The 13,405-nt window shown below is 44.9% G+C and carries 13 protein-coding genes; 7 read left to right on the plus strand and 6 right to left on the minus strand.

The window, feature by feature from the left end; translation table 11 throughout:
- Positions 1-243: 243 nt before the first annotated feature.
- The 3 genes from M3650_RS20805 to M3650_RS20815 all read left to right on the plus strand — a co-directional run bounded on the left by M3650_RS20805 (position 244) and on the right by M3650_RS20815 (position 3,626).
- On the plus strand, positions 244-1,323 hold the full coding sequence (locus tag M3650_RS20805; RefSeq protein ID WP_251577438.1) for a Gfo/Idh/MocA family protein: 1,080 nt from the start codon (positions 244-246) through the stop codon (positions 1,321-1,323).
- Entirely contained in the window at positions 1,320-2,156 is an 837-nt protein-coding gene (locus tag M3650_RS20810; protein ID WP_251577440.1) for a Gfo/Idh/MocA family oxidoreductase, read from the plus strand. The genes M3650_RS20805 and M3650_RS20810 overlap by 4 nt, the downstream gene beginning before the upstream one ends.
- Positions 2,157-2,357: 201 nt before the next feature.
- On the plus strand, positions 2,358-3,626 hold the full coding sequence (locus tag M3650_RS20815) for a stalk domain-containing protein (RefSeq protein WP_251577442.1): 1,269 nt from the start codon (positions 2,358-2,360) through the stop codon (positions 3,624-3,626).
- A 106-nt stretch (positions 3,627-3,732) separates the two neighbouring features.
- Here the strand turns inward: M3650_RS20815 and M3650_RS20820 are convergent, their stop codons facing one another.
- Positions 3,733-3,936 carry a hypothetical protein gene (locus M3650_RS20820; protein ID WP_251577444.1) on the minus strand — a complete coding sequence of 68 codons (204 nt, stop codon included), beginning with the start codon at positions 3,934-3,936 and terminating at the stop codon, positions 3,733-3,735.
- Positions 3,937-4,067: 131 nt separating this feature from the next.
- Between M3650_RS20820 and M3650_RS20825 the strand changes: the two genes are divergently transcribed.
- Positions 4,068-5,540, plus strand: coding sequence for an N-acyl-D-glucosamine 2-epimerase (locus M3650_RS20825; protein WP_251577446.1), 1,473 nt, complete (start codon positions 4,068-4,070; stop codon positions 5,538-5,540).
- A gap of 293 nt (positions 5,541-5,833) precedes the next feature.
- Here the strand turns inward: M3650_RS20825 and M3650_RS20830 are convergent, their stop codons facing one another.
- From M3650_RS20830 to M3650_RS20845, 4 genes are all read right to left on the minus strand, one after another.
- Positions 5,834-7,087: an MFS transporter gene (locus M3650_RS20830; protein ID WP_251577449.1), complete on the minus strand. Its 1,254-nt coding sequence runs from the start codon at positions 7,085-7,087 to the stop codon at positions 5,834-5,836.
- Positions 7,088-7,293: 206 nt separating this feature from the next.
- A complete protein-coding gene (locus M3650_RS20835; protein ID WP_251577451.1) occupies positions 7,294-7,698 on the minus strand; it encodes a MerR family transcriptional regulator in 405 nt (134 codons plus the stop codon).
- A 24-nt stretch (positions 7,699-7,722) separates the two neighbouring features.
- Positions 7,723-7,872: a hypothetical protein gene (locus M3650_RS20840; RefSeq protein ID WP_251577453.1), complete on the minus strand. Its 150-nt coding sequence runs from the start codon at positions 7,870-7,872 to the stop codon at positions 7,723-7,725.
- Positions 7,873-8,330: 458 nt separating this feature from the next.
- Positions 8,331-9,425, minus strand: a complete 1,095-nt coding sequence (locus M3650_RS20845; RefSeq protein WP_251577455.1) for a hypothetical protein — start codon at positions 9,423-9,425, stop codon at positions 8,331-8,333.
- An 807-nt stretch (positions 9,426-10,232) separates the two neighbouring features.
- Here M3650_RS20845 and M3650_RS20850 point away from each other — a divergent pair.
- The 3 genes from M3650_RS20850 to M3650_RS20860 all read left to right on the plus strand — a co-directional run bounded on the left by M3650_RS20850 (position 10,233) and on the right by M3650_RS20860 (position 12,958).
- On the plus strand, positions 10,233-11,681 hold the full coding sequence (locus tag M3650_RS20850) for a serine hydrolase domain-containing protein (RefSeq protein WP_251577457.1): 1,449 nt from the start codon (positions 10,233-10,235) through the stop codon (positions 11,679-11,681).
- Between the two features lie 402 nt (positions 11,682-12,083).
- Positions 12,084-12,221: a hypothetical protein gene (locus M3650_RS20855; protein WP_251577459.1), complete on the plus strand. Its 138-nt coding sequence runs from the start codon at positions 12,084-12,086 to the stop codon at positions 12,219-12,221.
- Between the two features lie 32 nt (positions 12,222-12,253).
- On the plus strand, positions 12,254-12,958 hold the full coding sequence (locus tag M3650_RS20860) for an IS110 family transposase (RefSeq protein WP_251577461.1): 705 nt from the start codon (positions 12,254-12,256) through the stop codon (positions 12,956-12,958).
- A gap of 142 nt (positions 12,959-13,100) precedes the next feature.
- Here the strand turns inward: M3650_RS20860 and M3650_RS20865 are convergent, their stop codons facing one another.
- Positions 13,101-13,289 (minus strand): alpha/beta fold hydrolase, encoded by a 189-nt coding sequence (locus M3650_RS20865; protein WP_053781983.1) that lies wholly within the window; start codon positions 13,287-13,289, stop codon positions 13,101-13,103.
- Positions 13,290-13,405 lie beyond the last annotated feature (116 nt).

Consider the following 13,405-nt stretch of genomic DNA (forward strand, 5'->3'; position numbering starts at 1 on the left):
GTAACCATTTGTTATTATCTATTTATTACTATCAAAATATGCGATTTCGGGCAATTTGTCAACATGTTCGCAAACAAGCGTTTCAAATAGGGGAACGACAATCGGACGATAATCCTACTTTTGCACACGAAACTGAAATAAAATAAAGCGCATACATGATACCATAGAAGTACTTGTTGCACTTCATTGCAAGTGGATTACGCCTCAGCCTCAAAAGGATTTAAATAATGGGAGGGATTCGATATGAGTAAGACGATTGTAGCCATCATCGGCTGCGGGACGATTGCCAACAGCGCCCACATTCCTGCTTATCTGGCCAATCCAGAAGCCGAGATCAAGTATTTCTGCGATATTCGCAAGGAAAGAGCAGAGAAAGCGGTCGACCAGTACGGTTCCGGGGAGGCAATTGAAGATTACCGCATCATTCTGGAAGATCCGGAAGTAGAAGCCGTCTCAATATGTACGCCGAACAATTGCCACGCCTTGATCGCTATCGAATGTATGCGTGCCGGCAAGCATGTGCTCTGCGAGAAGCCGGCTGCCAGAACGTATGAGGAAGCGCTTGAGATGCAGAAGGTGCAGCACGAGACCGGGAAGACACTGAACATCGGAGTCGTAAATCGCTTTAATACGGGTGTGAACATCATTAAGAAGATGATCGAAGATGGAGAGCTGGGCGATCTGTACCACGTCTACGTCAGCTTCCGCTCGAATCGTTCGATTCCAGGACTGGGGGGAGACTTCACGAACAAAGCTGTCGCAGGCGGCGGTGCGCTCATTGATTGGGGCGTGCACTTTCTCGACATCGTGATGTACTGCGCAGGCGACCCGGATCCGAAGACAGTTACAGGACAGACGTACTCCAAGCTGGGCAAGGATATGAAGAATTACTCCTATATCAATATGTGGGCGGGGCCGCCCAACTATGAGGGTACGTACGATGTCGATGATTTCGTTACAGCCATGATTCGAACGGCAGGGCCTTCGATTACGGTAAATGGAGCCTGGGCGCAAAATATCGGAGTCGAAGAGATGTACATTGACTTTCTGGGAGACAAAGCGGGAATTCGGCTGCAGTACGGGGCGGATTTCACCATTTACAGCGCCAAGCATGGCGCATTGCTGGAAAGCACGCCGAAGTTTACGAAGACCGATCAATTCCAGAACGAGATCGACAGCTTCCTCTCCTGCGTTAAGTCGGGGGAAAAATTGCCGTCACACATTGATACCGTCATCCTGACAGCCAAAATCATTCAGGCCATCTATCAATCTTCAGAGCAAAGAACAGAGATCTCTTTCGTGAAAGAGGGAGCGCCAGCATGAAGAAAATAGGCTTTATCGATTATTATCTGGATGAATGGCATGCGAACAAATACCCGGAATGGATTCGAAGCGCATCCGGCGGAAGTATGGAAGTCACTTATGCATACGGCATGAGGGATGCCGAGCAGGGATTGAGCAACGCGGCGTGGTGCGAGCGTCATGGCGTTACGCTGTTGAACACGATTGAAGAGGTCGTGGAAAAGAGCGATTATTTGATCGTGCTTTCACCCGATCACCCGGAGCATCATGAGGCGCTCGCTTATCTGCCGCTGGCATCGGGCAAGCCGACTTACATCGATAAGACATTTGCCCCTGACCGAGCAGCCGCGCTTCGCCTGTTCGAGCGGGCGGCGCAGCATGGCACGCCGCTATATTCCTCGTCAGCCTTGCGATTCGCGACCGAATATGGCGACGCGGAGCGGAGTGGCATTGAGGCCATCTCCAGTTGGGGTCCCGGCGCGTTCGAGAACTACTCGATCCATCAGATCGAACCGATCGTATCACTGATGGGGGTAGATGCGAAGCGAGTCATGTTCATCGGAACGAAGACAGCTCCAGCCCTGCTAATCGAATTCAAGGATGGACGGCAAGCGATGATTCATCACCTGGGCGACGAGTGTCCGTTTACGATGGCAGTAAAGTATGATTCGAGTAGTTGCAGCATTCTGAAGCCAGAATCGAATTTTTTCAACCTGTTCATTCATGACCTTCTTGCCTTCTTCGAGACCGGGCGCATATCAGTTCCTTCCGCTCAAACGATCGCCATCATTACGATTATCGAATATGGTCTAAAAGCGGTTAAGCAGCCGTATGAATGGGTAGAGCTGCCATAGCGTTCCAGTTCGATCTTTAACTGGCATTCGGATAATTCCATGGATCCACCCTCTTTCTGTGGAAGTATTTGTATCTTTGTATTCTATCATCATGTAGATCATTCCTGTAGAATATTGCCTTTTATATAAGTAAAATAGATATCGATAAGAGAGTAATAGACTCGGTTCGAATCTATGCACGAAAGAAAGAGGGTAGTTTTATTGAGTAAGCGGCATTATGTATGCTCTATATTAGCAATGTTGTTGACGATTACACTGCTATTCCCGCAACAGACGGCGGAAGCGGCAGGTAAGCCGAATACGACTGAGAGAACGAAGATTATGCTGGATGAATATCCGCTCGAATTCTCAGCAGAGCCAATCATTGTGCAAGGCAATACGATGGTTCCGTTCCGCGGAATCGCTGAAGCGCTGAATATCGAAGTGCTGTGGAATCCAAAGAATCAGACCGTAACGGCGAATCAGACGGCTGTTCAAGAGAAGAAGGTCGTTGTTCTGCAGTTGAACCAGAAGACGGCGAAGGTTAATGGCCAATCTATCCAACTCTCAATGGCGCCTTTCGTTAAAGCAGGCACAACGTATATTCCACTCAGCTTTTTCAGCAGACAATTCGGAGCACAAGTGTCCTGGAATTCGGCTGCGAAAGTTGTCTCTATCCAATCACCGCCGAAGAAGATGTATAATATGGCGTTCTATGCTATTTCTTCATTTAAAGAGCGGAATCTTATTCCGCAGTTCGATGCGACCGCATTCGGATGGGCGCGCCTTCAGGAAGACGGGACGATTACGACAGAAGGCAAGGACTTCTATTGGCCGCAGGCAGCGGGAGATAATACGCCGGAATCTATTGTTGCCGAATCGAAGCAGGCGGGAACAACTCCTTACCTGATGGTGTTCTCCTCGGATAGCAAAGGCGAGCTGACGAAAATGCTGGAAGATGAGACACTTCGGGATAAGGCGATAGAAGATATCATGCAACTCGCACAGGATAAGAACTTTTCAGGCATTGTGCTTGATTTTGAAGGATTGGGATTATCCGGAGACAAGGCGAAGGCGAAGCAGGATTATAACTTCTTTGTCACTCAGCTTGCGAATAAGGCGAGAGCCGCCAATTTGAAGTTGACGCTGGCGCTGCATCCGTTGAACGGCGCTTATCAGGGGTATGATTATAAGACGCTTGCCTCTGTAGCGGACGATATTATGATTATGGCGTATGCCTACGCGGGTGAAAAAGCGCCGGAACCGCTCGATAAAGTGAACGAAGCGATTCAGCTCGCATTGAAAGAAGTTCCAAAACATAAGCTTCTATTAGGTTTGTCGATGGGCAGCGAGAACAGCAAGTCCATCTCGAGTGTCATTGGGCTTGCCAAGCGCTATCAGTTGAAGGGTACGGCAATCTGGAGATTGGGGCTCATTGGGGAAGAAGCGATGAAGCAGATCGAGCAGAACGTAGTGCCGTTGAAGTCATAATAGAGGTTGCTGAAATATAATTGCTAAAAAGGTCGAGTCAGGATTCCCATTTGTTCTTGAACTCGACCTTTTTGGTTCATCGTGCAGGATACGGTGTCAATTTTCACTACGTATGGTGAAGACTTGCCGTGGAATCGTGCCATTTTTCGATTTCCCTCTTTTTATTCTCTTGATACGAAAACCGTATCCAAGAGCTGCTTCTGTTGCCATCGGACAACGATAGAATCGTCTCCTTGGCAAGTGAGCACCACTTTTGATCGACGTCGGTTAGTTTATACTCCGCGGTAACACGGAATGACCAATAGTTCACACTGTCATCTTTGATGCGTTACGAATTTTCGCTTTCCGTCCAACTAGACTATGCGAGATTCGGGCAGGCTTCATGGCAAACGCAAAATATTGGAGTTCAGGGTTGAACATACATTATAGGAGGTAGCGGTTATGTTCAAGTCTCGCAAACTTCGTATGTCCGGCACCTCTGGCATACATACACTGCCCTCTGCAAGTATGATGCATGCCAAGAATCAAGGGGATCCATGCGCATGTGCCGGCAAACACAAGGCTCCCGCTCTGTCAGGACCTACAATTCAGGTGGATCCGTCATTCGCCTATTATCAAAATCGCTCGGCAGCGAGCATCGCTGATGAGATGGTTCAAAACGGGTATACTGCCGTCCACTATTTTGTCGTCAACGAGAATATTGTCAATCGCGAACTCATTGAGGCTTTCCAGAAGAGGGGGCTGGCTGTCTGGGCGCTTGTCCTCGGAAATGGATCATACTCTGTCGAAGGCTTTCCTGCGGACTGGCCGAGTTGGCAGATGAAGCTGCTAAAGCCAGTGAATGACGGGTATTACCGCTTCTCTCCGCATAGTGAGAACTATGTGCAATGGAAGAAGCTGAAGCTGGCCCAATTGGCGAGGGATTACCCATTCGACGGCATCGAAGTCGCGGAGCCCTATTTCCCAGAATGGGATGGCATTAAAAGCGGCGTGTACGGCGATGTAGGTCCGCTTGCCCAAGCGGCGTTCCAGCAGCAATACGGTCATCCCCGCATCCCGAATTTCACAAATCCGCGCCATCCTGACTATTACCTGACGAATAAAGCGTTATATAAAGATTGGGTCGAGTTCCGGGTCGATGCCGTAAATAGCTTCCTGAATGAGCTGATTAACGGGAGGGGCGGGGTGCGCGACGCCAGATGTAATATTCTCGTCGCAACCTGGTCGCTTGCAATAGACGCCGGTGGGGACTCTGTAAATAAACTGCGCGAGATGCAGGGTCTCGATGCCGCAGAGATGATATCGGCCGTCCGGCCTGACCTTCACTTTCTGCAGACACACTGGCCAGATTGGATGAAGCCCCAAAACAAGCTTCCGCCGCAGTATATTCGAAGCTACCAGAACTTCGTCGATGAGATACGCGCCGTTCACCCGGATATTCCGCTTGGCGTGCAGGCCGATATCGGTTCGAATCTCTCGATGGTGAAGGACCGCAATTGGTATAACACATTTGGCCAAGTGGCATGGAGCATGGGGTTTGACACCTGGACGGCCTATGAATATCATCTTGGAAAATATATGTACGAGGAAGCCCCCGTTCCGACCGCGATCACCCGGCCGCAGCACGATAAGGTAGTGATTTCATTCCAGAAGCGAATTGATGAGGCATCCGCCAAGCTCCCCGGCAGTCTGAACATCTTAACCAAGAAGGGTGCGATACCTATTCCTCCCGATTATATAACCGTGGACGGCAATATGCTGGTGATCCAATCGAATCAGCTCCCGCGGAAGGAATTTTGCCTGCGGATTCAACATGTAACAGATACGCCGTCCTACTGGCTGTATAACAAGGAACAGCCTTCAAATGTAATCAAAAGCATTACCATTGTGACGGTAGGCAAGAAGAACCGTTAACCAACAATCGGCTGCCTCCCGGATCATCCCGAGAGGCAGCCGATGCTGATTGTTATGCGTGATAAAGAAATCGCCAAACAGCTGTCGATCTTGCCGCAAAGTCCGCAGGCGCCTGAAGGAGTTACGGTCAGACGGGCTGATTTTTTTGAATCTTATGTGAGAGCTTAGCAACCTATATCAAAAACAATAGGCGCTTGTCCAGTAATCGGAGGAGTTAAGCGCCGACGAACCAACCGTGAAGATTCCGGACGAAGCCGCCCCTGTTGGAGTCAATGCGATTTCTCCCGGCGCTATCAAATGTGATCAGAGCTGAATGCCGAGTTGCCCCCTTGCGAGCGGCGATCAGGCTTAAAAGCGTTATTCTTGCATGCCCATACCGTTAACAAGCCGACAAGGCTTAGGAATGCAAGCGTCCAGGGAAAGGATCCCGCCCCCATTTGTTCCAGCAAAAGTCCGCCAACGATGCCACCACCGGCAACTGCAAGATTAAATATGGTTACCAGCATAGACTGCGCTACATCGGCTCCTTCACCAGCCGCATCCGCAATGGCTGTCTGCAGTAATGTCGGTGCGCCGCCGAAAGTCAGACCCCAGAGGGAAACACCTAAATAAGTTACCCCGTTTAACTCGGAGGCAAGCCCCAGTACCATGGCAACCACGGCAAACGTAGCAAGGCTAATCAGCGTCAGGAAACGGAGCCGGGCGTCAATGAACTGTCCGGTAATCCAAATCCCGATTACAGATGAGAAGCCAAAGATCAACAGGACGAGGCCCAAACGGTTAGCAAGCCCGACGAAAGCCATAAAGGGCGCGATGTAGGTATAGAGGATGTTGTGCGCCAACATCCAAACAAAAAGTACAAGCAGCACCGGTCGGACCCCCGGTGTCATAAAAATTTTGCGTATAGGCTGTCGTTCGTGTTGCGCTTGGCCGGGATAATCAGGCACTGCCGCAACTACCCACACAATCAGGGCAAGCGTGAGTGCTGAGATGATCCCAAATATGCCTCGCCAATCGAATAACGTGCCAAGCCAGGCGCCTAATGGTATGCCTAGAGATAACGCAATAGGCTGACCTACCCCCGCAATCGCCAATGCGCGCCCCTGCAAATGATTCGGCACCATTCGCCGCACGTAGCCTGCAAGCAGCCCCCAGATCAAAGCCGCAGCCATGCCGGCAACGAATCGCGCTATCAGCGTCAGAACATAGTCGGCGGACAAGACGGTTGCCGTATTGAAAAGAAACAGTCCACCGATTGCCAGCAGCAATACCCGTTTTCTGCGCCACCTGCGCGTCGCGGCAATAAGCGGAATCGCCGCCACCACCGAGCCTAAGGCATAGAGCGACACGAGTTGACCCGACATCGCCTCCGAGACGCCAAGGTCTCGACTGATTTGCGGCAGCAAGCCTGCCGGCATCGTTTCTGTCAGAATGGCAATAAAGCCAGCCATTGTAAACGCCAGCAGCCGCCAAATGGGAAGCCGATCTGCCTTCAGCGCATCCTGAAGGCCAGGTACGGCCGATTTATTTTCTTCCACTCTACTCATTATCGGATAAAGTCCAAGTCTCTCCGATTGTTTTTCCATCATGCGTCGTATGATGTTTTGTACTCTTGATGAAGCTGGATCATCGTTCGTATATCGTTTTATCTGGCCTAGTAAAGCAATCCACTCCAAAGAATCAGGGTCTTCTCCATTCATTTTGGGAAGCTTTGTCCAAAGTCGAATTTCCTTATCGTTAAATACATTCTCCTTTAAGGGAGGCAATCTTTTTTGATTTTGATTCGATAACTGAATAAGCTTCTGTACCGCAAGCCGTTCATCCCCGCCTTCGACTGCAATCCCATTGATAATTCCCGCAGTGACGACTCTATACTCCTTAATCTTTCCTGCTCTTCAAGGATATAAGCTAACTGGCTTTTCAAGCTGATCGCCCAATTCCAATTAGAATCGGATAGCATATCTTTAATGTCTAGCAATTTATAGCCCATTCCTTTGAAGAATTGGATATATTGAAGCTTCTTCAGCTCCTCATCAGAATATAAACGATGACCCCCTTCTGTTTTGGATGGAGCAGCCAATAGTCCGATCTGATCATAGTACCGAAGTGTTCTGACCGTGTTGTTCGTTTGTTTAGCAACTTCTTTGATATGAATCAAGCACAGACACCTCCGACGATAATGCTAATTTTCTTTATCTTTATATACAGCATATTTAATTAGATAACCCAATCCTAGTCCGACTACTACTCCAGGCAATGCTTGATCCAACATCAGTCCGATCCCTGCTCCTATAACGACACATGCATAAATAATGATATCTCCTGGCTTCATTCGGCATACCCCCTTTGATGTATCTTTCTTTTCCCCTTATTGAGTTGACTTAAATGGTCATAGCCCAAGGGGATCTTCATCATTGGTTAGATTATACAAAATGACGAAACGTCACTTTCAAGTGTTTTATTATGAGATGTTTCTTGAACGACTCTGGTCGCAAAGAAAGGTGTCGCAAAGGTTATTCAAGAGACGAGTACCCCTAACCAAAAAAAAGAACAATGAAAAGCCTGCTTTCCATCTCTCTAAATGGAAGCAGGCTTCTGATATTTATACTTCATTCATCTGATAGGCATTCGTCGTATTTCCACATTTGTTCATAAGTAACGGAATCACGTTCCGCAAGGGGCGATAATCGCTTAGGGATGCTTAGCCCGTCACCCAAGCAATTTCAAAGGAAAATAAGAACGGCATTGAACATTATAGCCCTCAATTTTCACCTTGGAATTTTATTTTTTTCATTTTGATAGCGGAGTTTCAGCCACCTCACAGTACCCCTTTTCTCCAACTTCCGTAAATTGAAAATATATACTACCGTGAGCAATATCTTTATCCGATATATATTCCAACGAGTATCCTTGATTTTCGGTTGTTATAGGATTGGAATTTGTACTTTTTAATTCTATAGGTGAATTTTTATTCGTTTCATCCATCAACTTCATGACAAAAGCAGGGGTAGCGTCTACAGATATTTTGCATATGTGATTTTTTCTAAATTCCACATTATATCTCTTTTCTTTTGATTTTGGGGATAGATGGAACCCTATTTCTCTTTTACCTGTTTGTGGGTAAACAACTATTCTTACGAGATCATCCTGTAAGTAATTTTCAAACGTCTCATAACTCGTCTCATACACTACTTTATAATTTTCACCATTTTTACTAGCTTCTAACCTAAGTTCCGCCCCATTTGTAAATGTAAACTTTTCACTATAAGAAACATTACTTACTGCATCCGGTTTATTAATATGAATTTCTTCATTATTAATAAATAATTTATATTGAGGATGTTCATAAACACTTGTTTTAATGTGAAAAGAATAAGTATGTAATTCTTTATCATAAAAATAATGATACAGCTCCAACCATTCTATATCCTTATCAGGTTCTACCCCTTGATAGTTAGGAACTGCTTCAGACAGGGAAATCTTCGATACAGATCCTCCACCTTCCCAAAATTGAAAATATACGCTACCCTGAACAAGCTCTTTATCTGTTGTATATTCCAACGAGTATTCTTGATATTCAGTTGTTAAACGAATGGGATTTGTACTTTTTAATTCTATAGGTGTATTTTTATTGGTTTCATCCATAAACTTCATGGCAAAAATAGTTTTGGGTTGATCGGCTTTCACAACCATAGAAATTTTGTATTTGTGACTTTTGAGAAATTGAATACCATATCTCTTTTCAGAAAATCCTTCTTTTGCTATTTTTAAGCAATATTCACCTTTCTTATCTTTCACTACCTCGGCATTCCCAGTTAATTTCGTACCAAAATTGTCCTTTCCATCTGAAAAATCTTCACTCCAATATTGAACCCTCTTTAACATAGATACCCACTCCTAACATGTAATATATTTTTATCATATGATAAGAATCGATAAAAAATGACTGTCGAACTATTTTGTGGTTTAATAGGTGACTGCATACTATAGAGCGAGCAGAGGGTGATCATAGCCGAGTAAATTTTAAGCTTAAACATTTTTCTGTTTATCACGAGGCCTAACAAATTATGCTAGATATTTTATACTAATTTCGCCATACTTACGGTAGGGTTCTCCTTCAGTACCATGACTTCAAAATTTTTCGCCGTCACTTATGATAAGGCTCACCATATCATCTATAAAGCGAACTTAACTCCTATCAAAAGAACTCGTCCATAAGGTAATAATCTCCCATATTATTATTGTTTTTCGGAAATCGCCTCAAAATGCTTGACTATCAACCTTGTTTACAGTTGGAATATCACTGAAAAAGGTCGACATTAACACAATTGGAGTCTTCTGAGCTATCAAGTTTGACTAAATGCAGTGTTTCTATCTGACTGTAGCAGTAAATAAGTGCATCACAAAGAGATCGAGCTAACCTTTGATGAGAAGATTGAGGAATACTTCCAAACTATTGCCCCTTCCGCTAATGAAGCAGAGGGGGCTTTTTGTGTTCCTAGCAAAATAGTTCGTAGTAAGTAGAGGATTATGATAGCAATCTAATTTTTTATATCGTATGATTCTTCACATACAATAAGATTTTGCAATAATAAGCTTCATAATATATATCTTATTACACTTTAGGGGGATAAGGCGTACTGCGGATTATTTATATTTTCCGTACGGGAGTTTTTTCGGAATGGAGAGACTATGAAAAAAATTATTGTCTTTATGATTGCATTACTTATACTGTTCACCGGATTCGCAACACCAAGTTATGCATTATCAGATTCGCAATCTGATTCAATACAAACATTGTTGGATGATGCAAGCCGTATATCAGGTGTACCGGGAATGTCAATCTCAATACTTGCGAACAATGAAGTGCTCTACTTTTCTTCCGGGTACGCAGATCGTGAAAAGGGACTGTCGGCAAGTGAAAATACTCTATATGAGCTGGCTTCGGTAAGTAAAGCTTTTACCGGCATGGGTATTCTGCTGATGGAAGAAAAAGGACTGCTGTCAATGTCAGACTCTATCCAGAAATATTTGCCTTGGTTTACGTTAAAGTATCAGGGGAAACACGTTGATATGCAAAGTATTACGCTCAATAACTTTTTACACCATACTAGCGGCTTAACAAATGGCAGTCACAGTCAAAACATTCCACAAGGCAATACGCCGGATATGTTGCAAAAAACCGTAGAAATGCTCGTAGATTCTGAATTGTCGTTCTATCCTGGTGAGCAGTATAATTACGGAACTGTTAATTATGACGTATTAGGTCTGGTTATTGAGATTGTGTCGGGACAAAGCTATGAAGACTTTATGAGGGAACAGGTATTTCAGCCGTTGGGTCTTCACCAGACGTACGTTTATAAAGAAGATGCTCAAGCCACCGGACAGTTGGCACAGGGCTACCGTTCTTCCTTTTTTATGACAACTCCATATAACGCGCCGGATTATTCCGGGAATAAACCCGCAGGCTACATCATTTCTTGTACAAAAGATATGGCGCGTTGGATGGGCATACAGATGGGTATTGTGCAGGACATACCCGAAATATTCCATACGGTTATCGAAAAATCACATCAGGGTGATATGTCTGTTCCGGCTGTCAACGAAATGTATTATGCTGCGGGCTGGTCGGTAAACGCCAACCAAACGATTTTAGAGCACCCAGGGGGCAATCCCAATTTCGGAACCGAAGTGGTCATACTGCCAAATGAACGAACAGCCATCTGCTTGCTGACCAACGGTGCAAATATCAATAGAAGCATGGTACTAAGAGTTAAAGATATACTAGACGGCAATCTGACGCGGTCATATGGAATAAGCGGCACACAGCTTTTGGACATCATTTTGTCGTCTACCACAATTATTCTTTGCCTATTGGCTGTTCTGTTCTTTCTCTTAGGATTACGCAGAAGGAAAACGAATGAGCGGCAGCCAATGACAAAAAAGCGAATAATCGTAACAGCTATTTTGCTGATTGCTACGATTGTCCAGTGTATAATATGCTGTGCATTAGATTGGTCAACGATACTTATTTGGCAAACATATAGTGTTCTTACAGCTTTGATTTCGTCGGCATTATTAACAGCAAGCATTACATGGTTTGTATACACTCACCGATATAATGCCTCGCTCCGAAAATAAGCATTTCATTCGTTCGCCTTATTGAAAAAACGCGAAGATTTTTTTTAATGAGAGAACAATATCAGCAAAAAGGAAGTGCCAGGCACCCCCTATTTTTCGCCTCACTTGTGATAAGGTTCCCAGCGTTTGATCTTCAACTTTCCTGCCCGTTCGTATTATGAGATCAACCAGTTCTTTCTGGTTGATCCTTTTTTCATTTGCATAGAGGATTAAAGTAGCCTGGTCGAACGTACCTGCCCGTGGGACTTGATCCCGAGAGCTATAATGTTCACCCCTACTTGTCATGACCATGATTAAGGCTGGTTGGGACGTAAGATCCCGTATAACAAGCGATGCTATGGAGCGACAAGAAGATCAACCTTAGGGGATGCCGGTGAATCTACACTTACAAGGGGAGATGAAATGAATCCAGTTATCGGTCTAGATATTTCTAAAGAAGAAAGCCATGGACAAGCCTTTCTAGAGCGCGGAAAGCCATTCCAAGGGATATTCCACTTCGAGCACACTCGAGATGGTTTAGCAAATTCCTTCAAGTTTTAACAGAAGTTGAATTTGCATCTCAACAACGTCCTTTGCTTATTCTAGAAGCAACCGGTCATTATCAAAGTCCCGTTGTTCAGTTCCTAGAGGAACATCATTATATTTATATTGTTATTAATCCGCTCATCTCAAATCGGCTTAGGAAGTCTCAACTTCGTAAAGTAAAGACGGATGCTGCTGACGCTTACCTATTGGGAGAGCTGTACTACAAAGAAGAATTTGAACGGTTTAAGAAAAGAGGTGTGCAACTTCTCAATCTGCGCTATCTTACAAGACAATATGAGTCTCTTTCAAAGATGTGTGTACAAACTAAACTACAATTCCAAGCTGTTTTAGATCAGGTTTTCCCTGCTTGCAAAGGTGTCTTTGGAGCTATGTATTCCGGTATTTCATTACAGTTTTCAAGTGAATTCCCAACCTCATATTCAGTATTACAGACGGATGAAAACACACTCAAATCTAAGATGAAAGAACTGCTTTCTTCAAAACGGGGGCGTTCAGAGGACTGGATTTACCAACGGGTGCAACGGCTGCTAGTTGCGGCAAAACAAAACCCATTTCAGCAAACCATGTATGCAAGCCACTTAATCAATTTGAAAGTCCTTATTACCCTCATTCTTCAGTACCAAGAGCATCTTACTGGATTGGAACAGAACATAGAGCGATGCTTTTCTCTCCGCCTGTTCAATTATTGCAGTATTTCTGCTTTGTTAGTTATACGCCTTTTCCTTGCGTGAAGTAAAAAACAAACGGCACGGGGCTTTCCCATGCCGTTTTGAATTCCATTTTTATTCCCGTTCTTACCTTTGAGCTTAACTTAATGACATTGCCTGTTTGGGTGTCCTTATTGTTTTTCTAAGTTTTGCTTGCTAAGCGACTCTATTCAGCATCATTCTGCTCTTCCAGCCATCTCAAAATCGCTTGGTTTGTTTCTTCCGGCTTTTCTTGCTGGATCCAATGACCGCAATCCAGATTGACCACTTCCGCATTAGGCACGAACTTTGTCAGGTTTTCAGACCTCTGGACCGTATCCCGGTCACCATAGATCATGAGGGTCGGCTGTACCATAAAAATGAAGGGGGTTGCGATTTTGGATGAGCTGTTTCATCCCTTCTTCATTTAGCGATTTGATTTATGCCTCGCATTTAAAACGTTCTGACTTTTGATGAGAATTAAACCCTAAA

Source organism: Paenibacillus sp. MER TA 81-3 (assembly GCF_023713585.1).
GTDB classification, from domain to species: Bacteria; Bacillota; Bacilli; order Paenibacillales; family Paenibacillaceae; genus Paenibacillus_B; species Paenibacillus_B profundus.

Coding starts and splice junctions, on each gene's coding strand:
- M3650_RS20805 (WP_251577438.1), top strand. CDS start 244: ATGAGTAAGACGATTGTAGCCATCATCGGCTGCGGGACGATTGCCAAC.
- M3650_RS20810 (WP_251577440.1), top strand. CDS start 1,320: ATGAAGAAAATAGGCTTTATCGATTATTATCTGGATGAATGGCATGCG.
- M3650_RS20825 (WP_251577446.1), top strand. CDS start 4,068: ATGTTCAAGTCTCGCAAACTTCGTATGTCCGGCACCTCTGGCATACAT.
- M3650_RS20840 (WP_251577453.1), bottom strand. CDS start 7,872: ATGAAGCCAGGAGATATCATTATTTATGCATGTGTCGTTATAGGAGCA.
- M3650_RS20845 (WP_251577455.1), bottom strand. CDS start 9,425: ATGTTAAAGAGGGTTCAATATTGGAGTGAAGATTTTTCAGATGGAAAG.
- M3650_RS20865 (WP_053781983.1), bottom strand. CDS start 13,289: ATGGTACAGCCGACCCTCATGATCTATGGTGACCGGGATACGGTCCAG.
- M3650_RS20850 (WP_251577457.1), top strand. CDS start 10,233: ATGAAAAAAATTATTGTCTTTATGATTGCATTACTTATACTGTTCACC.
- M3650_RS20855 (WP_251577459.1), top strand. CDS start 12,084: ATGAATCCAGTTATCGGTCTAGATATTTCTAAAGAAGAAAGCCATGGA.
- M3650_RS20830 (WP_251577449.1), bottom strand. CDS start 7,087: ATGAGTAGAGTGGAAGAAAATAAATCGGCCGTACCTGGCCTTCAGGAT.